17 protein-coding genes are annotated in these 20,076 nt (G+C 44.0%); 7 read left to right on the top strand and 10 right to left on the bottom strand.

The annotated features are described in order from the left end of the window. Positions 1–110: 110 nt before the first annotated feature. The 10 genes from J7I83_RS10190 to rpmH form a co-directional block, all read right to left on the bottom strand. On the bottom strand, positions 111–944 hold the full coding sequence (locus tag J7I83_RS10190) for a ParB/RepB/Spo0J family partition protein (RefSeq protein WP_215100596.1): 834 nt from the start codon (positions 942–944) through the stop codon (positions 111–113). Next, positions 937–1,698, bottom strand: a complete 762-nt coding sequence (locus J7I83_RS10185) for a ParA family protein (RefSeq protein ID WP_142830346.1) — start codon at positions 1,696–1,698, stop codon at positions 937–939. Before J7I83_RS10185 ends, J7I83_RS10190 begins: the two co-directional genes overlap by 8 nt. A gap of 155 nt (positions 1,699–1,853) precedes the next feature. Next, the gene (gene noc, locus J7I83_RS10180; protein ID WP_215100595.1) at positions 1,854–2,720 is read right to left on the bottom strand and encodes a nucleoid occlusion protein; all 867 of its coding nucleotides are present in this window, start codon (positions 2,718–2,720) and stop codon (positions 1,854–1,856) included. A gap of 88 nt (positions 2,721–2,808) precedes the next feature. Continuing rightward, entirely contained in the window at positions 2,809–3,522 is a 714-nt protein-coding gene (rsmG, locus tag J7I83_RS10175) for a 16S rRNA (guanine(527)-N(7))-methyltransferase RsmG (protein ID WP_215100594.1), read from the bottom strand. Between the two features lie 140 nt (positions 3,523–3,662). Next, positions 3,663–5,552 carry a tRNA uridine-5-carboxymethylaminomethyl(34) synthesis enzyme MnmG gene (gene mnmG, locus J7I83_RS10170; RefSeq protein WP_215100593.1) on the bottom strand — a complete coding sequence of 630 codons (1,890 nt, stop codon included), beginning with the start codon at positions 5,550–5,552 and terminating at the stop codon, positions 3,663–3,665. 22 nt (positions 5,553–5,574) lie between these two features. Next, a complete protein-coding gene (gene mnmE, locus J7I83_RS10165) occupies positions 5,575–6,960 on the bottom strand; it encodes a tRNA uridine-5-carboxymethylaminomethyl(34) synthesis GTPase MnmE (RefSeq protein ID WP_215100592.1) in 1,386 nt (461 codons plus the stop codon). 595 nt (positions 6,961–7,555) lie between these two features. Then, a complete protein-coding gene (gene jag, locus J7I83_RS10160; protein WP_215100591.1) occupies positions 7,556–8,305 on the bottom strand; it encodes an RNA-binding cell elongation regulator Jag/EloR in 750 nt (249 codons plus the stop codon). After that, complete coding sequence (gene yidC / locus J7I83_RS10155) at positions 8,302–9,081, bottom strand: membrane protein insertase YidC (RefSeq protein ID WP_215100590.1); 780 nt, start codon at positions 9,079–9,081, stop codon at positions 8,302–8,304. Before yidC ends, jag begins: the two co-directional genes overlap by 4 nt. A 61-nt stretch (positions 9,082–9,142) precedes the next feature. After that, on the bottom strand, positions 9,143–9,484 hold the full coding sequence (gene rnpA, locus J7I83_RS10150) for a ribonuclease P protein component (RefSeq protein WP_215100589.1): 342 nt from the start codon (positions 9,482–9,484) through the stop codon (positions 9,143–9,145). Between the two features lie 80 nt (positions 9,485–9,564). Beyond that, positions 9,565–9,702, bottom strand: coding sequence for a 50S ribosomal protein L34 (rpmH, locus tag J7I83_RS10145; protein WP_006830546.1), 138 nt, complete (start codon positions 9,700–9,702; stop codon positions 9,565–9,567). Positions 9,703–10,191: 489 nt separating this feature from the next. Between rpmH and dnaA the strand changes: the two genes are divergently transcribed. The 7 genes from dnaA (at position 10,192) to gyrA (ending at position 19,080) form a co-directional block, all read left to right on the top strand. Beyond that, positions 10,192–11,535 carry a chromosomal replication initiator protein DnaA gene (gene dnaA / locus J7I83_RS10140; protein WP_215100588.1) on the top strand — a complete coding sequence of 448 codons (1,344 nt, stop codon included), beginning with the start codon at positions 10,192–10,194 and terminating at the stop codon, positions 11,533–11,535. A 173-nt stretch (positions 11,536–11,708) separates the two neighbouring features. Then, positions 11,709–12,845, top strand: a complete 1,137-nt coding sequence (gene dnaN, locus J7I83_RS10135) for a DNA polymerase III subunit beta (protein WP_215100587.1) — start codon at positions 11,709–11,711, stop codon at positions 12,843–12,845. Between the two features lie 106 nt (positions 12,846–12,951). After that, the gene (gene yaaA, locus J7I83_RS10130; protein WP_285228685.1) at positions 12,952–13,191 is read left to right on the top strand and encodes a S4 domain-containing protein YaaA; all 240 of its coding nucleotides are present in this window, start codon (positions 12,952–12,954) and stop codon (positions 13,189–13,191) included. Beyond that, the gene (recF, locus tag J7I83_RS10125) at positions 13,181–14,293 is read left to right on the top strand and encodes a DNA replication/repair protein RecF (protein WP_215100586.1); all 1,113 of its coding nucleotides are present in this window, start codon (positions 13,181–13,183) and stop codon (positions 14,291–14,293) included. Before yaaA ends, recF begins: the two co-directional genes overlap by 11 nt. 6 nt (positions 14,294–14,299) lie before the next feature. Then, positions 14,300–14,509 carry a hypothetical protein gene (locus J7I83_RS10120; protein WP_215100585.1) on the top strand — a complete coding sequence of 70 codons (210 nt, stop codon included), beginning with the start codon at positions 14,300–14,302 and terminating at the stop codon, positions 14,507–14,509. A 44-nt stretch (positions 14,510–14,553) separates the two neighbouring features. Next, positions 14,554–16,482 carry a DNA topoisomerase (ATP-hydrolyzing) subunit B gene (gene gyrB / locus J7I83_RS10115; protein ID WP_483313434.1) on the top strand — a complete coding sequence of 643 codons (1,929 nt, stop codon included), beginning with the start codon at positions 14,554–14,556 and terminating at the stop codon, positions 16,480–16,482. A gap of 30 nt (positions 16,483–16,512) precedes the next feature. Beyond that, entirely contained in the window at positions 16,513–19,080 is a 2,568-nt protein-coding gene (gyrA, locus tag J7I83_RS10110) for a DNA gyrase subunit A (protein ID WP_215100584.1), read from the top strand. Positions 19,081–20,076: the final 996 nt, after the last annotated feature.

The following is a 20,076-nucleotide window of genomic DNA, read 5'->3' as shown; positions in this document are numbered from 1 at the left end:
CTTTCCAAAGGAAATATTCGTTTTCCATTAAAACGATAGGTTTTTGATTTCCACGTATTTCGTCTATCAAAAACAGAACCTATTCCCCCTTTCCGGGAAATAGGCATATGTCAGCTTAACAATTCTAAAATCCGTTCCAAATCATCTTCCGAGAAAAACTCGATCTCTATTTTCCCTTTATTCTTGTTCTTCTTGATTTGGACGTTTGTGCCAAAACGATCTCTGAGTTCAGATTGTTTTTCTTCTATAAAAATATCTTTCTTTTTCTCAATTGTTTCACGTGGAACATCTTCATTCAAACGCTGCACCAAATTTTCCAATTGACGCACATTCAGGTTTTCCTTGACTACTTTTTCAGCCGTCTCCGGAATCAACTTCTTGCTTCTTAACCCCAGCAATGTACGGCCGTGGCCCATCGATAACTCCTTATCCGAAATGAGTTTGCGGACATTTTGAGGCAAAGCCAAAAGACGCACATGGTTAGCGATATGGGGACGGCTTTTCCCTAAACGGAAAGCAAGCTGTTCCTGGGTCAGATTCAATGCTTCCATCAACTTCTGATAAGCTTCCGCTTCTTCAATCGGAGTCAAATCTTCACGTTGAAGGTTTTCTAATATAGCAAGTTCCATCATCTGTTGATCCGTCAGCTCTTTGATAATAGCTGGAACTATTTTTAACTTAATCAATTTAGCTGCACGGAAACGGCGTTCCCCTACAACCAGTTCAAACTTTTCACCAGCTTTTCTGACAACAATTGGTTGCAAAATCCCGTGTTCTTTAATGGATTCTGCCAATTCCTCTAAAGCCGCCTGATCGAAAATTTTCCGTGGTTGGTAAGGATTTGTCCGGATTTCCCCGACACTGATTTGGTTTACTTTGTCCGCTTCATTGATTGTCTCACCTGGAAACAGTGCATTAATGCCTTTTCCCAATCCTTTAGCCATTATGAATCACTTCCTTCGCCAATTCTAAATACACTTCTGCGCCTCTGGATTTTGGATCATAGATAATAATTGGCTCTCCGTGGCTAGGTGCTTCACTCAATCTCACATTTCTTGGAATGATCGTTTTATACACTTTGTCCTGGAAATACTTTTTCACTTCTTCAATTACCTGAATTCCTAAGTTCGTACGGGCATCCAGCATGGTCAATAGGACACCATCAATCATTAAATCATGATTTAAATGCTTTTGCACTAAGCGAATAGTACTTAATAATTGGCTTAGTCCTTCTAACGCATAGTATTCACATTGCACAGGAATAATAATCGCATCGGAAGCTGTCAATGAATTCAATGTCAGCAACCCTAAAGACGGTGGACAATCAATGATTATGTAATCGTACATATCTTTGACTTCTTCCAAGGCGTTTTTCAAGCGGGCTTCTCTCGAAATGGTTGACACCAATTCAATTTCAGCTCCGGCAAGAGAGATTGTGGCAGGAACCACGTGCAGGTTCTCTACTTTGGTTTCCATGATTGTACTCTTTACATCCACGTCATCGATTAACACTTCGTAGATGCATTGGTTGACATCCCCTTTGTTTACCCCCACCCCGCTGGTGGCATTTCCTTGAGGATCGATATCTATTAACAGAACTTTTTTGCCTAAATAAGCAAGGCAGGCACTTAAGTTCACTGAAGACGTTGTTTTTCCTACGCCGCCCTTTTGATTGGCGATCGCAATAGTTCTACCCACACTTGCACCAACTTTCTTTAATACTCTTTTCATTTTACTGCGGAACCTTTATTTTAGCTATTTTGTGAGGCTTCCATTTTCTTATTGTATCAAAAATTTTTAACAATACGATGCCATAGCTATTAAAAAAGCTCTTTCCATACGGAAAGAGCGCTTTATGATTTTTTTTTCGGAATTTTCACTGTGATTTGATAATATTCTTCATGCTCTTCTTCCTCAGTGGTCACATCGATGCCACTTTTGGTAACCATGTTCAAAGATTCTTTAATGGTGTTCATTGCAATCCGCATATCACGGCTAACTGCTTTTCTGCGTGCTTTCGGTTTTTTCGGTTCTGTTGACAGCAGCTTGCTTACTTTCATTTCTAGCTGCTTTACGTTCAAACTTTCCTCAACGGTTTCATCAAACAGCTTTTTCTGCAGTTCAGCATCCTTCACCTGCAAAAGAGCTCTGGCATGCCGTTCCGTCAGTAATCGGTTCAGTAGAGCCGTTTGAATTTCTTCCGGTAACTTCAGCAACCGCAGCTTATTGGCTACTGTAGACTGTCCTTTTCCAAGGCGCTGCGCTAATGCCTCCTGCGTAATCTCCTGTATTTCCAGCAGGTTTTGGTAGGCGTGAGCCTCTTCTATTGAAGTTAGCTCTTCACGTTGCAGGTTTTCTATAAGGGCAATAGACGCCGTTTCCTTATCGCTTAAGTTCCGTATGATTGCCGGAACTTCCTTCCAGTCAAGTGATTTCATCGCACGGAAGCGCCGTTCTCCGGCAATGATTTCGTATTCCCCTTCATTATCGGATTTTCGGACCACAATCGGCTGAATCACTCCGTGAACATGGATCGTTCTCGCCAATTCCTCAATTTTCTCTTGATCGAACACTGTTCTTGGCTGGAATTTATTGGCGTGTATTTTGTCGAGCGGCAATTTCAGGATTTCTTCTGAAGACTCGTGTTCTGCCGCTTCCTTCTTTGCTGTCTCATTTGCTTTATCGCCGCCTCCGAAGAAACGGGAAAAAGGACTTTTCATCCTCAAGCACCACCTTTTACAAGCTCACTTTTCTGCTGAATCTTTATCACTGATGTTCTCTTGGCAGTAAAATGTTTCACGTGAAACATTAAGAGATTGGTGACTTGTTTGGGACTCCAGCTTTCCGTGGGTATTTCCTTGGCGTTTCTTTGAATTTCTTGAAGACTTGGATATAGCGTTCGCTTTCTTCTATTGGCAGCAGGAAAGAATGGACGGCATCTAATTTCACGCCGAGTTTCTGCAATGCTTTTTCTGCGTCATCCAATTCGTCTGCAGCAGAGGAAGCTTTCATTGCGGCAAACACTCCGCCTTTTTTCACAAGCGGCACACATAATTCAGCCAGGACTGACAGACGGGCTACGGCTCGCGCTGTTACCAAATCATAACTTTCACGGTGCACGGACTGCCCAAAATCTTCTGCTCTTGAATGGACAAACTTCACCTTGGCAAGTCCAAGTTTGCTGCTCAAGTGTTCCAAAAATTGAATGCGTTTGTTTAAGGAATCCACAATCGTCACTTCAATATGGGGGAAACAGATTTTTAGTGGGATGCTTGGGAATCCGGCTCCGGCTCCGACGTCGCAAAGCTTCATGGGCTTTGTGAAATCCAAATAGAACGCGGCAGTGATAGAGTCATAGAAGTGCTTTAAGTAAACGGCTGGCTGCTCCGTGATTGCCGTAAGGTTCATTTTTTCATTCCACTCGACTAATTCCTTGTAGTAAACCCGGAATTGCTCTAGCTGCTGTTCGGTCAAGAGGATCCCTTTTTCACTGAGGGCATCTTTAAACTGTTGTTCATTCAAACTGGCTTCCTCCCTCTCTTATAGGTTTTCTATGTAAAAAATAAATGGGCTGGTGTGAGCCAGCCCATTCTGTTGTCTAGCTTATGCCTTTTGTTCAATAAGTTGATCCATCTGTTTGACAGGCACTTCTGTCTTTATGTTCATACTGAGATTTTCGCGATCTTTCCTTGTTCAATATACACCAATAAGATGGATATGTCAGCCGGATTCACGCCAGAGATGCGTGTGGCCTGTGCAATGGACAACGGACGAACTTCTGCAAGTTTGCCGCGGGCTTCGGTCGCAATGCCTGAAATCGCATGATAATCGATATTGTCTGGAATTTTTTTGTTTTCCATTTTCTTGAGTTTGTCGACCTGCTGCAGTGATTTTTCGATATAGCCTTCGTATTTGATGTGAATTTCGACTTGTTCTTTTACTTCATCTTCCAGCTCGACTAATGAGCTTGTTAGCTGCGAAATCATATCATAGGTCATTTCCGGTCGTTTCAAAAGATCCGCTCCGCGAATGCCATCCTTCAATTCACTGCCTCCTGCGTCGCGAATCACTTGTTGAGTCGTTTCATTCGGCTTGATCATGATGCCTCTCAAGCGTTTGATTTCTTCTTCAATGCGCTCTTTTTTCGCCAGGAATTTCACATACCGTTCTTCCTTGACCATGCCGATTGCATAAGCCAATTCAGTCAAACGTATATCCGCGTTGTCGTGGCGCAGCAATAAACGGTATTCTGCACGAGATGTCAGCAAACGATAAGGTTCGTTGGTCCCTTTTGTCACCAAATCATCGATCAATACCCCGATATATGCATCCGAACGGCTCAAAATAACTTCTTCTTTGCCCAGCACTTTAGCCGCTGCATTGATTCCTGCCATCAACCCTTGGCCGGCTGCTTCTTCATAGCCGGATGTTCCGTTGATCTGGCCGGCAGTATAAAGATTTTCAATCCGTTTTGACTCCAACGTCGGCCATAATTGCGTGGGTACGATGGAATCATACTCGATGGCATAACCTGCACGCATCATTTCAGCCTTCTCAAGCCCCGGAATCGATTCCAGGAGCTTCCGCTGCACATGTTCCGGTAAACTGGTTGAAAGACCTTGTACGTAAACCTCACGTGTATTACGGCCTTCCGGCTCCAGGAAGATCTGATGGCGCGGCTTGTCGTTGAAACGGACGACTTTGTCTTCAATTGAAGGACAATAGCGCGGGCCTGTTCCTTTGATCATTCCGGAATACATTGGCGACAAATGAAGATTGTCATCAATGACCTGATGCGTCTGTTCGTTTGTATAAGTCAACCAGCATGGCAGCTGATCTGTAATGTATTCAGTGGTTTCGTGGCCAAAGGCGCGCGGCACATCGTCGCCGGGTTGAATTTCGGTTTTGCTGTAGTCGATGCTGTTGCTGTTGACGCGTGGAGGCGTCCCTGTTTTGAAACGAACCGTTTCAAAACCGAGTTTCTCCAGGTTTTCTGCCAATTTAATGGAAGGCTGTTGATTGTTCGGTCCGCTTGAATAGCGCAGATCTCCGATGATGATCTCACCGCGCAGGAATGTTCCCGTCGTAATTACGACGGAGTTGGCACGGTAAATGCCCCCTACTTGTGTGATCAACCCTTGGATTTTGTCATCTTCGACAACCAATTCTTCAGCGATGCCCTGATGCAAGGTTAAATTCGGTTCTTCTTCCATCAAGCGTTTCATTTCCTGCTGATAAAGCACTTTGTCGGCCTGTGCACGCAATGCGCGGACAGCAGGTCCTTTTGCTGTATTCAACATTCTCATTTGAATGTGTGTTTTATCGATAACGCGCCCCATGGCTCCGCCAAGTGCGTCAATTTCGCGTACAACGATGCCTTTCGCTGGCCCACCGATAGATGGGTTGCATGGCATGAATGCGATCATATCCAGATTCATCGTCAAAACAAGCGTTTTAGCGCCCATCCGTGCCGATGCAAGAGCAGCTTCCGCTCCTGCATGTCCGGCTCCTACAACGATGACATCGAACGTGCCTGCTTCGTATTGTGGCATGTTCGTTCATTCCCTTCGAGTTTTATTTCCCTAGACAGAACTGAGAGAATAACTGGTTGAGGAGGCCGTCATCTGCGGTATCTCCAATGATTTCACCAAGAATTTCCCATGTTCGGGTAACATCAATTTGAATCATATCTACAGGAACTTCCATTTCAGCAGCTTCAATGGCATCTGAAATGGTTTTATGTGCCTGATGCAGCAACGCAATGTGTCGCACATTGGATACATAGGTCATGTCCCCTGCTTCGATTTCCCCTTGGAAAAATAAGGCGGCAATAGCTTCTTCAAGCTGGTCGATGCCTTCTTCTTCGATCAGGGAAGTTGTCACCAGCAGTTTATTGCCTGCCAGTTTCTGTACTTGTTCCAGGTCGATTTTTTGCGGCAAGTCGGTTTTATTGATAACGACAATATAGTCCATATCCTTGACCGTTTCAAACAACAGCTCGTCTTCCGGAGTCAACGCTTCTGCATAGTTCAGAACGTAAAGAATCAAATCGGCTTCCTTTAATACTTTTCGTGAACGTTCAACGCCGATCCGCTCAACAATGTCCTCTGTTTCCCGGATTCCCGCTGTATCGACCAAACGCAGCGGCACACCGCGGACATTTACGTATTCCTCTATTATATCACGGGTCGTTCCCGCTATTTCTGTGACAATGGCTTTATTTTCCTGAACCAGGCTGTTCAATAGAGAAGATTTTCCGACATTGGGACGTCCCAAAATGACAGTTGAAAGCCCTTCTCTCAAGATTTTTCCCTGCGAGGACGTCTGCAGCAATTTATCGATTTCCGAACGGACCCATTTTGATTTTTCCAGCATAATCGGACGTGTCATTTCTTCCACATCATCATATTCCGGATAGTCAATGTTCACTTCCATTTGGGCAATCGATTCAAGCAGGGCCTGACGCAGCGTGCCGATCAGCTTCGACAGCTTCCCTTCCATCTGGTTGAGTGCAACATCCATGGCACGGTCCGTCTTCGCACGAATCAGATCCATAACCGCCTCTGCCTGGGACAAATCGATGCGGCCATTTAAAAATGCCCGTTTGGTGAATTCTCCCGGCTCCGCGAGCCTTGCCCCTGCACGCAATGCCAGCTCAAGCACCCGGTTGACCGACACAATTCCACCGTGGCAATTGATTTCAATAACATCCTCGCGGGTAAAGGTCTTTGGCGCTTTCATCAGCGATACCATGACTTCTTCCGCTACTTCCCCCGTCGCCGGATCTTCAAGATGTCCGTAATGGATCGTATGGGTAGGCTGAGCAGCCAATGTCTTTTTGCTCGGAGCCCGAAACAGTTTATCTGCAATAGCTACTGCTTCTGGACCGCTCAAGCGGACAATCGCGATTGCTCCTTCTCCGCTGGGTGTCGATATGGCAGCGATTGTGTCGAATTCCATGATGTTCCCTCCTCTTAAGAAAAGCGGCAACGCCGGCCCTGTGGATAAAAAACAAAGCAGCGCAGCAGCCCGAATGCCAAAATATATGTTCATAACTTTTTTTACGCTTTAAAAAAGTTGTCCACATGTGGACAACCAATAAATGCACATGGCTTTCTAACATACTACAATAGCATAAAGCACTCGAAATCAAAAGACACAGCACTCTATTTTGATAAATTTCGTCATTATAAGTTTATAAGGCTGTTTGTATTGACTAATCCATCTGCTGGAGAATACTTGCAAACTCCTCTCTTTTCCATGTCCACATAATGTGGGTCATGCAACTGCTGCCGAGATCTTTTGGGCGCTTTCACTGATTTACTCAAGATCTAATTGAGCCAAGAGGACTTTAAATCTCTTATTTGGCTCTCAACGGTACAGATTTAAAGAAAGAGCGGAAAGCACCAGTGACTCACAGGAGCTTGTCGACGAAGATGCTCAGCGCTTCGCTTAGAGCGATTTCTTCAAACTTAGCATTATTAAAAATCTTATTCTTTATTTCAAGTTCTACGTACGGTATAAAAAAAGCCCGCCATATCGGCGGGCTTTCAGCTCATTTATGCGGTTCAATGACGAGATAACGGTTGGGATCTTTCCCTTCCGAATACGTATCAATGTCCAAACGCCTTGATAATGCCTGGTGGATGACTTTTCGTTCGTAGGACGGCATCGGTTCGAATTGAACACGTCCACCGGTCCGAATTGCTTTATCAGCCATCCGATCCGCCAATTGCTCCAGCGTCTCCTGACGGCGTTCCCGGTAATTCTCAGCATCCAGTTGAACGATCATGAACTGGTTTGAGTACTTGTTGGCAACAAGTTGAGCCAATTGCTGAAGGGAGTTCAAGGTTTGTCCCCGTTTGCCGATCAACATAGCCACTTTTTCACTTTCCAAATAAAAGCTGACTTTTTTGCCCCGATGCTCATGGGTAATCGCTAAATCCTCGATTTTCATCCCTTTGGCGATCGATTGGATATAGTTTTTCGTTTCTTGAATCGCCTGTTCATTTGAGATAGCAGGAACTTCTTCCTCTTCTCCCTCTTTTTCAGGCGAAACTTTAGGTGTTTCTTGGATTTCAACAGCTTTTTCAGCTGTACCATCCGATTTCTCTTTTTCAGCAAGCGTGGTTTTCTCGATCACGGTAACTTCGATTTCTGCTTTTTTGGCACCGAAACCGAAAAAACCTTTTTTCTCTTCCTGGATGACTTCGATGCTTACTTCTTCACGTGTAACTTGGAGTTTTTCTAATGCTTCAGATATCGCGCTTTCAACAGTTAGACCCGTTTGCGTAATCTGTTTCACTTTTTAACCCCTCCTGTTTTTGTTTTAACAGGCTGCTGTACTTCTTTTTTCTCCCACGGACGATAGATAACCAGGTTTTGGATAAGCGAAATGATATTTCCGATGACCCAGTAAAGCGTCAATGCAGAAGGCAAAACAATACCGAATCCAATGATCATTACCGGCATGAAATACATCATGATCTTCATTTGAGGATTATCCATTGCTGGTCCGGTCCGCAATACGACAAATTGCATCAAACCGGCAATTACCGCTAAAATGATGCTTGGTTCTGCCAACGGAAAAATAAGAAATGCACCCAAATCGATTTCAGGTGTGCTGTTCATGCGGCTGATTGCGTGATAAAACCCGATCAGTACCGGCATTTGAATCAAAATGGGCAAACAACCCGCCATCGGGTTGACGCCTTTTTCCTGGAATAAGGCCATCATTTCTTTTTGGTATTTCTGTTGAGTGACAGCATCTTTTGACTTGTACTTTTCTTTCAGTTTAACAAGTTCAGGCTGCACTTCCTGCATACGTTTTGAACTTTTCGTCTGTTTGATCATCAATGGCAGCATCACTAGTCGGATGATGATTGTGACAGCAATAATCCCGAAACCGTAAGTTCCCAGTAGATTTTTGAAGTATGTGATGGCTGACACCAATGGCCAAACGATAAATTCATTCCAAAACCCTTCACTCTGGTCACTGATCGGCTGATCAAACTCCGTACAGCCGGAAAGCAGCAATGTTGCTGCAATCAGTGAAATAAGCAAAACTAATTTCTTATTCACCCTTCTTCCCCCAAACTAATTTTCAATTACTTCTATAATAACATCTATTCTGCATAGCCTTCTACTTCTTAGGCAAGGCACGTGCAATCCTCAATACATGTTCAAGACTTTTCTTGCTTTCGTGAAAATCCAATGTGGCCGCCTGTGGTCGGGCGATAATAATGTAGTCCGCATTCGGCAATATATCATCTTTCAATTCCAAGAAAGTCTGCCGGATATAACGTTTGATGCGGTTGCGTACGACTGCATTCCCTACTTTTTTGCTGACGGACAATCCCAGGCGAAATTCTGGCTGCTCACTTTTAAATACATAAACGATAAACTGCCGATTCGCAAAAGATTTTCCTTTTTTAAAGACATGCTGGAACTCTTTGTTCTTCTTGATCCGTTGATGCTTGTTCATTCTTTCACCTGCTTATTTTAATACATTTCCACCAAAATCGAGCAGAAAAGAAAAAAAGACCACTGATGCGGTCAGTGGACTTAAGCTGATAATACTTTTCTTCCTTTGCGACGGCGTGCAGCTATTACTCTACGTCCGTTTTTTGTGCTCATACGTGCTCTGAAGCCGTGTACTTTGCTGTGCTTACGTGTATTTGGTTGGTATGTGCGCAATGTCATATGTGACACCTCCTATAATAAGAGTTAACTATTTTCTAAAGACAGTCTCGACTATTATAAAGGCTCACGGGTCTAAATGTCAATGTCTTATTACAAAACCCTTCCGGATCTCGTTCCTCCACTTGCTTTAAGTTATACACAGTTCCATTACTTATCCCTTGATGGCCTGTGCACTGTTTTTTCCCTGAAAATAATTATCCACATGCCTTATCTACAGTTTTTTAACATACAAAGCCCTTGTGGATAGTTATTATGTGAGCAAAAAAAGATATGTGGATAACTTAAAGAACTTCTTGTATTGTCTCATCTTTTTTGGTAACATTAACTTGTTTTCACTTGTTAATAGTTTTCACCCCAAATAAGTTATCCACAAATTGTGGGTAAGGTGTGGATAGTTATTCACCGCCTTGTTTGCAAATGTTATCCACAAGCTGTGATTTTGTGTATGATATACTTTAAAATATAGTTATATATAAAGGAGAAGAGCTATTGAAACACTTAGACGAACTTTGGTCGAGTGTCTTAGCCCAAGTTGAAACCAAAATCTCCAAACCAAGTTTTGAAACGTGGTTAAAATCGACAAAGCTTTTATCCTACCAGGATGATACCGTCACTATTTCAGCGCCGAATTCATTTGCCCGTGATTGGTTGGAAAACCATTACGTACACTTGATTACCGGAATTTTATCGGATTCCACCGGTGATGATATGATGATTAAATTTGTTGTGCCCAAAGATCAGGATATGGATGATTTTCAACTCCCTGCGCCTCGCGTTAAACCGGGACAAGACCAGCAGCAAGAGTTTTTGCCTGGCATGCTGAATCCTAAATACACTTTCGATACGTTTGTAATTGGTTCAGGCAACCGCTTCGCCCATGCCGCCTCTTTGGCCGTGGCCGAAGCGCCAGCAAAAGCTTATAACCCGCTGTTTATCTATGGGGGAGTAGGACTTGGCAAGACACATTTAATGCATGCAATCGGACATTATGTCCTCGAACACAATCCGAACGCCAAAGTGGTTTACTTGTCTTCGGAGAAATTTACAAACGAATTCATCAACTCGATCCGTGACAATAAAACAGGGGAATTCCGTGACAAATACAGGGGTGTCGATATTCTCCTGATTGATGATATCCAATTTTTAGCGGGCAAAGAACAGACACAGGAAGAGTTCTTCCATACATTCAACACGCTGCATGAAGAATCCAAGCAGATCATCATTTCAAGTGACCGGCCTCCAAAAGAGATCCCAACACTCGAAGATCGGCTCCGCTCCCGCTTTGAATGGGGCTTGATCACGGATATTACACCGCCTGATCTGGAAACCCGAATTGCTATTTTGCGCAAGAAAGCAAAAGCGGATGGACTGGATATTCCAAATGATGTCATGACCTATATTGCCAATTCCATCGATTCGAATATCCGCGAACTTGAAGGGGCATTGATACGCGTTGTCGCTTATTCCTCTTTGATCAACCGTGATATGAGCGCCGAATTGGCTGCAGAAGCCTTAAAAGACATCATGCCGAACTCGAAACCGAAAGTTATTACGATTTTGGACATCCAAAACGCAGTCGGCGACCAGTTCAACGTTAAATTAGAAGATTTTAAAACAAAACGCCGCACCAAAGACATTGCGTATCCACGCCAGGTCGCTATGTACCTGTCCCGTGAAATGACCGACTTTTCTTTGCCTAAAATTGGTGAAGAATTCGGCGGACGCGACCATACGACCGTAATTCACGCACATGATAAAATTTCTAAAATGCTAAAAGAGAATCAGCAGCTCCAGCAAGACGTCAAGGACATCAAAAGTGCGCTTGGCAAGTAAAAAGGACTGTGGATAACCCGATAAATCAGCAAGCAGTTTATGCACAGGCTGTCTACATGTGGATAAGCTGCTTTTATTGACTTTAAAAGGCTTATCCACATATTCACAGCCCCTACTACTACTATTACTTTAAAAGCCTTTAAATAAAATATGTATATAAGCGAGGTTCAAGAATGAAATTCGAGATAAAACGTGAGCGATTAGTTGAAGGATTAAACGATGTAATGAAAGCAGTAAGTTCAAAAACCACCATTCCGATTTTAACCGGGATTAAAATGGATGTTTCTTCAGATGGAATGAGATTGACAGGCAGTGACTCAGATATCACAATCCAAACATTTATTCCAGCAGAAGAAGATGGAGAACAGATCATCCAAGTAACAGATGGAGGAAGCATTGTTCTTCAAGCAAAAGTGTTTGGAGAAATCATTCGTAAATTGCCGACCAATGAAGTTGAAATTGAAATCACAGGAAATTTTCAGACGCATATCCGTTCAGGAAAATCCGAGTTCCACTTAATCGGCCTGGATGCAATGGATTATCCACAATTGCCTGATATCCAGGATGATCGTTTATTTACCATTCCAGCAGATCTGTTAAAGACCATCAACCGTGAAACCGTCTTTGCTGTATCAAGTTCTGAAACACGTCCCGTATTGACAGGCGTACATTGGGAAGTGAAAGATGGGGAGCTTGTTTGCGTAGCCACCGACAGCCACCGTTTGGCACGCCGCAAAACCAAGCTGGAAACTTTGCCGGAAGGGGAATACAGCGTTGTAATTCCTGGAAAAAGCTTGACCGAATTGAATAAAATCCTCGACGATACTTCTGAAGCAGTCGAAATCGTCATGACCAACCAGCAGGTATTATTCAAATCCAAGCATATTCTCTTCTTTTCTCGTCTATTAGAAGGGAACTATCCGGACACGAGCCGCCTAATACCAGCAGAATATAAGACAACTGTAACCGTAAATGGCCGTTCTCTTCTTCAGGCGATTGATCGGGCATCCTTATTGGCGAGAGAAGAACGAAATAACGTTGTACGCTTCTCCGCAAATGCAGGCAATGAAGTAGAGGTTTCTTCTAACTCACCTGAAGTTGGTAAAGTAGAAGAGCAGTTGCAAGCACATAGCATCGAAGGAGAAGAACTAAAAATCTCTTTCAGCGCAAAATTCATGATGGATGCACTAAAAGCAATCGACGGACAGGATGTCGTGATCCAGTTTACTGGGGCAATGCGTCCATTCATATTAAAATCGGCACTTGATGACTCGATTTTGCAGCTGATTCTTCCTGTCCGAACGTATTAAAATTAAAACAGACCCTCAGGATAGCCGTCTAGGCTATCCTTTTTACTTTTTAGCTAAAATAGGGTAAAATAGTGGGATAGACTATGAATCGAAGGATGAGTGCATTTTGAGAGAAATCGGGATTGAGACTGAATATATAACACTTGGACAATTGTTAAAAATGACGGATACAATAAGTTCAGGCGGAATGGCTAAATGGTTTTTAGGTGAGCATGAAGTTTTTGTAAATGGTGAAGCTGAAAACCGCAGAGGCCGGAAGTTGCGTTCAAATGATCTGGTCAATATTCCAGGATTTGGAGATTTTCGTATCGTGACCGCTGAAGGCATGAGCTTCGATGCGGATTGACCGCCTTGAGCTTGTCAATTACAGGAACTATGAATCGCTAGAACTGGATTTTTCTCCAGAGATCAACGTCTTTATAGGAGAAAATGCACAAGGCAAAACTAATATCATGGAATCGCTCTATGTTTTATCCATGGCAAAATCGCATCGTACTTCCAATGACAAGGAATTGGTACGCTGGGAAGCTGATTATGGTAAAATTAAAGCTGAAGTTTTCCGTAAATACGGCAAACTTCCTCTTGAAATCACCTTGTCAAAAAAAGGGAAAAAAGCAAAAGTCAATCATTTGGAACAGCGTAGGCTGAGTGATTACATTGGCCAATTGAATGTCGTCATGTTTGCGCCTGAAGATCTGCATCTTGTCAAAGGGAGTCCGCAGGTGCGAAGGCGTTTCATTGATATGGAGATTGGGCAGATTTCTCCAGTGTATCTGCATGATTTAGTAACTTATCAAAAACTCCTCAAACAAAGAAATCACATATTAAAGCAACATTATGGGAAACAAAAGATCAATGATGTCATGTTTGATGTCTATACAGAACAATTCATTGAAGCGGCTGTTAAAATCATCCGCAAGCGGTACCAGTTTATGGAGCTTTTGCAGAAATGGGCTGAACCGATCCATCACGGCATTTCCCGGGGGCTCGAACAACTTCAAATCCGCTATCAACCGATCAGCGGTTTAAAGCCTGAATGGACGCCTGAAGAAATGGCGTCTTTTTTAGAGCAGAAACTGGCAGAGGTGAGCAAACGGGAAATTGAGCGGGGAGTCACGCTCGTAGGCCCTCACCGGGATGAACTTCAATTTTTCGTTAATGGTTACGATGTTCAGACTTATGGTTCACAAGGACAACAGCGGACCACGGCCCTGTCGTTAAAATTAGCTGAAATTGAGCTGATTAAACAGGAAGTCGGAGAAGCACCGGTACTGTTGCTTGATGATGTGCTTTCTGAATTAGATGACTACAGACAGTCCCATTTATTGAATACAATCAAAGGATCTGTGCAGACCTTCGTCACAACGACAAGTGTTGAAGGCATCCAGCACGAAACAATCCAAAGTGCACGTCTTTTTGAGGTTTCCCACGGGACAGTCAAGGAGTGAATATGCGTGTATATCCAGATTGGAGCAGCACAAATTCTCCGAATAGCTGAAATTATTGCCGTCATCCCATACAAAAATAAGATGCCGGTTGCTTTTGTGCGGCTGCTTGTCCCCGTGGAATCCGTAAAATCGCTGATTGTGACCGAAGATTTCATTTACGGATCGCCTTATCGGACACAGGCGATCATGAAAAAAATAGAAGAACACAGATTGTGAAGATGCGGAATAAAGAAATGCGTAAGAAAGAGCAGGTGAATGGAATGGCTATGGAAGAAAAAGGTCTACAGGAATCGTATGAAGCGAGTCAGATTCAAGTGTTGGAAGGATTGGAAGCTGTTCGTAAGAGACCGGGGATGTATATCGGTTCAACGGGTTCAAGAGGGCTTCACCATTTGGTTTGGGAAATCGTCGACAATAGTATAGATGAGGCGTTGGCAGGCCATTGTAATGAAATCCAAGTCACTATTGAAAAAGACAACTGGATTCGCGTGGAAGACAACGGACGCGGAATCCCTGTCGGCATGCAGGAAAAAATGGGGCGTCCGGCAGTTGAAGTCATTATGACAGTGTTGCATGCGGGCGGTAAATTCGGCGGCGGCGGCTATAAAGTATCCGGCGGCCTTCACGGCGTAGGCGCTTCTGTTGTCAATGCCTTGTCCGAAACGACAGAGGTATTCGTAAATCGTGACGATAAAAGACATTACATCAAATTTGAGCGCGGAGCGGTAACAGAAGATCTGCGTGTCATCGGTGATTCAGAACACACTGGTACGACTATCCGTTTTAAAGCGGATTCGGAAATCTTCACAGAAACTACGGTCTACGAATTTGACCTCCTGGATCATCGTCTGCGTGAGCTTGCTTATTTGAACCGCGGCTTAAAAATTATCGCAAGAGATGAGCGCGAAGGCGAAGAAAAAGAGAAAGTCTACCATTTCGAAGGTGGCATCAAGTCGTACGTCGAGCATTTGAACAAAACAAAAGATCCACTTCATGAAGAAGCAATTTTTGTTGAAGCTGAAAAAGAAGGCATCACGATTGAAGTGGCTATGCAATACAATGCCGGCTATGCAGCGAATATCTTCTCTTTCGCCAACAATATCAATACCCATGAAGGCGGAACGCACGAATCAGGCTTTAAAACCGCTTTGACGCGCGTAGTCAATGACTATGGCCGGAAAAATAGCATGCTGAAAGAACAGGATCTCAACTTGACTGGCGATGATGTGCGTGAAGGATTAACTGCAATCATTTCCATCAAGCATCCGGATCCACAATTTGAAGGCCAGACAAAAACAAAATTGGGCAATACGGAAGTCAGCACCATCGTCAATAATTTATTCTCTGGCGGATTTGACCGGTTCTTATTGGAGAATCCTTCCGTTTCGCGAAAAATTGTTGAAAAAGGAATTATGGCTTCCCATGCGCGGATGGCTGCTAAAAAAGCCCGTGAATTTACGCGCCGCAAATCTGTATTGGAAGTTTCAAGTCTTCCAGGTAAACTAGCTGACTGTTCGTCACGCGATCCTAAAGTCAGTGAAATTTACATCGTTGAGGGTGACTCAGCAGGTGGTTCTGCAAAATCAGGCCGTGACCGCCATTTCCAAGCTATTTTACCGCTTCGAGGAAAAATTCTAAACGTAGAAAAAGCTCGTCTAGACCGCATCTTGACCAATGCTGAAATCCGCAACATCATTACGGCATTGGGAACAGGAATCGGCGAAGAATTCAATTTGGCAAAAGCGCGTTACCATAAAGTTGTCATCATGACTGATGCTGATGTCGATGGAGCTCACATTCGCACCTTGCTGCTGACGTTCTTCTTCCGTTATATGCGCCCATTGCTTGAAGCTGGCTATATTTACATTGCCCAGCCACCATTGTTCCAGATCAAACAAGGCAAGCATGTGGATTACGTCTATACAGATCAGCAACTAAAAGATGCACTTGAAAAATTGTCTCCAACGCCAAAACCGAACATTCAGCGGTATAAAGGATTAGGAGAAATGAACGCCACGCAGTTATGGGACACGACAATGGATCCGGATGTCCGGACCCTGTTGCAGGTCACATTAAACGATGCAATGGTAGCGGACGAAACCTTCCACATCTTAATGGGAGACGACGTCGAACCACGCCGCAATTTTATCGAAGAAAATGCGAAATACGTTAAAAACCTGGACGTTTAAGTGATGTAGAGTTGAGAGGAGGCTGCGGGTATGGCTGAACGGCCTAGCAGTGGTGTTGAAGAAATAAATATAAGTACGGAAATGCGAACTTCTTTTTTGGATTATGCAATGAGCGTAATCGTATCCCGTGCCTTGCCGGATGTGCGTGACGGATTAAAACCGGTTCATCGCCGTATTCTGTATGCAATGTACGATTTGGGGATTACCTCAGACAAGGCCTATAAAAAATCAGCGCGTATCGTTGGAGACGTTATTGGTAAATACCATCCTCACGGTGACACAGCTGTTTATGAAACCATGGTCCGCATGGCACAGGATTTCAGCTACCGCTATATGCTGGTAGACGGACACGGAAATTTCGGGTCTGTTGACGGAGATTCGGCTGCAGCGATGCGTTATACTGAGTCCAAAATGTCGAAAATTTCCATGGAATTACTGCGCGACTTAAATAAAAATACAATTGACTATAGAGATAACTATGATGGCCAGGAAAAAGAGCCGGTTGTTTTGCCGAGCCGTTTCCCAAATTTATTGGTAAACGGAACTTCTGGTATTGCTGTTGGTATGGCGACCAATATTCCGCCGCATCATTTAGGCGAAACCATTGACGCTGTATTGGCATTGGCTGACAATCCAGCCATCACTACCGAAGAGCTGATGGAATTTATTCCAGGCCCTGATTTCCCGACCGGCGGCATCATTCTTGGCCGCAGCGGCATTCGCCGTGCTTATGAAACCGGGAAAGGCTCTGTTTTGATCCGTTCGGTTGTTGATATTGAAACAAAGGCCAATGGCAAGGAAGTCATCATCGTCAACGAAATTCCATATCAGGTAAACAAAGCCCGATTGATCGAGAAGATTGCCGAGCTCGTGCGCGATAAGCGGATTGACGGCATCACCGATCTGCGGGATGAATCTGACCGCAACGGCATGCGCATCGTCATCGAAGTTCGCAGAGATGCCAGTGCAAGTGTCTTATTGAATAATTTATACAAACAAACGGCGATGCAAACGAGCTTCGGCATCAATATGCTGGCGCTGGTAGACGGCCATCCGAAAGTTCTGGGCTTGAAAGAAATTCTTTTCCATTACTTGGAGCACCAAAAAGTGGTGATTCGCCGCCGTACACAATTTGAATTGACCAAAGCGGAAGACCGCGCCCATATTCTGGAAGGTCTCCGTATTGCATTGGATCATATCGATGCCATTATTGCCTTGATCCGTGGTTCACAGACTGCTGAACAGGCACGCAACGGCTTGATGACCGATTTCAATTTAACTGAACGCCAATCGCAAGCGATTTTAGATATGCGCCTGCAGCGTTTGACTGGATTGGAACGGGATAAAATCGAGGAAGAGTATCTAGCGCTGGTGAAATTGATTGAAGAACTCAGAGATATTCTGGCGAATGAACACCGCATTCTTGAAATCATCCAGGAAGAGATGCTTGAAATCAAAGAACGTTTCAGCGATAAACGCAGAACGGAAATTACGACCGGCGGAGCGGAAATGTTTGAAGATGAAGATTTGATTCCAGTGGAAGCATCTGTATTGACGTTGACTCACAACGGCTACATTAAACGTTTGCCGGCGAACACGTACCGCAGCCAAAAACGTGGCGGACGCGGAGTGCAGGGAATGGGCACTAACGAAGACGATTTCGTTGAACATTTACTGTATACGTCTACCCATGACACTATTTTGTTCTTCACGAACAAAGGGAAAGTATACCGCAAAAAAGGCTATCAGATTCCTGAGTACGGCCGCACTGCCAAAGGCTTGCCGCTGGTCAATCTGCTGGAAATCAGCAAAGAAGAGAAAGTCACAGCCGTTATACGCGTTAATGAATTTAAGGAAGATGCTTTCTTCTTCTTTACAACACGCGAGGGCATCAGCAAACGGACGCCTGTGACGAATTACGCCAACATCCGCCAAAATGGTTTGATTGCCATCAGCCTTCGCGAAGAAGACGAACTGATTTCAGTCAAGCTGACGGACGGCAACAAGGAAATGGTCATCGGCACAAAAAATGGTGCGTTGATCCGATTCCCTGAAACAGACATTCGCAGCATGGGCCGAACAGCCAGCGGAGTCCGGGGAATCCGCCTCCGTGAAGGAGATGCAGTAGTCGGTATGGAGATTTTGGATCCTAACGACAATGTACTGGTCATCACCGAAAAAGGATATGGCAAGCAGACGAAAGAATCTGAGTACCGTGTTCAATCACGTGGCGGCATGGGAATCAAGACCTGCCAGATCACCGATAAAAATGGACCGCTTGTTGCAGTGCGAACTGTTAATGGTACAGAAGACATCATGCTGATCACCGTCAACGGAATTTTGATCCGCATGGACGTCAACGATATTTCAACAACAGGCAGAAGTACGCAAGGGGTTCGTTTGATCCGATTGGGTGACGATGAGATTGTCGCTACCGTGGCCAAAGTCAAGAAAGATATTGATATCCCTGAAGATTTGGAAGAGATCGAAGAGGATGTCGAAAAAACATTGATTGAAGATAGCGTTGAAGCAGAAGACGTTGTAACGGATGAAAAGATTGATGATATAGAAGAAACTCCAGAAGAAGACGAAGAATAAGAATAAACTTCCAACCCGCTGATTTTATTCAGCGGGTTTTTTTATGCGGAAAATTCAGCAGTGAGTTTATTCAGAACTGTCCGATTCAAAAAGCCTTTTAGCTTATCCGAATGTTCCGGTTTTACAAGGTGGCAGCCGTGATCCCTAGGCCGCCGGATGACTGCGGATCTTTGGCACTCTTCAAGGATATTTTCTTTGTGAGTCTTGAAGATGGAGCTCTTCACAGCAGACGGCTGCGACAACTCCTCTTGCGGTGAAAAAACTTTTTCGCAAAGACCGAGCTAGTGGGAACCACAACTGAGATGCTTAATGGTTCATCCGCACAAAGAAGCGGAGACAAAGCGTCTGAAAATCAAGTAACTTCTATAGAGTTGCGCGAAGCAAAAGTCTGGACAGTCAAAATGAGCAGGTGCCATCCACTTTGTTTGCTTGATTTATTGTAGGTGTTCTGTTGTTCTTGTGTTTTGTTCGATGCGATCAAAGACGCGTCAGTAGTTTTCCCAGAGGCAGAGACCGTAAATGGGATCTGCAGCATTTTCACTGGTCATCACAATAAGAAGATCGGAAAGATTGCACTTATTCTCATTTTATTGTATTGGGCGAATGCCTAGAAGCAATCCATACAGACATCTTCGATTTGCTGAGAAGCCTTCAACTTGCGTGAAAGCATGTTGCATATTCAATTAATAATTCCGGTCGGATTAAGAAGGACAGGGAGTGGAATGATCTCGCCATCCTACTCATGTAAAGTGGCGAGAGTTTAACAGTAAAAAGAGTTTTGAATAAAACCAAAGTTTTTTGCATAAACTATTGACTCTCATATATCGGCATGGTATATTAATCAAGTCGCCAATGAGCGCGGCAAACAAACTGAACCTTGAAAACTGAACAGCAAAACGTCAACAAACAGCAACGGCCGTTGAACGCGGTCCGCGCACAACTTACTGATCAGCGTTATGCAGATCAAAGCGAATCGTGCGTCTTCGGACGGCGATA

The organism is Planococcus sp. ISL-110 (assembly GCF_018613575.1).
Taxonomy (GTDB): domain Bacteria; phylum Bacillota; class Bacilli; order Bacillales_A; family Planococcaceae; genus Planococcus.
The sequence above is the reverse complement of the archived record's forward strand: the minus strand, read 5'-3'. Positions and strand labels throughout refer to the sequence as shown.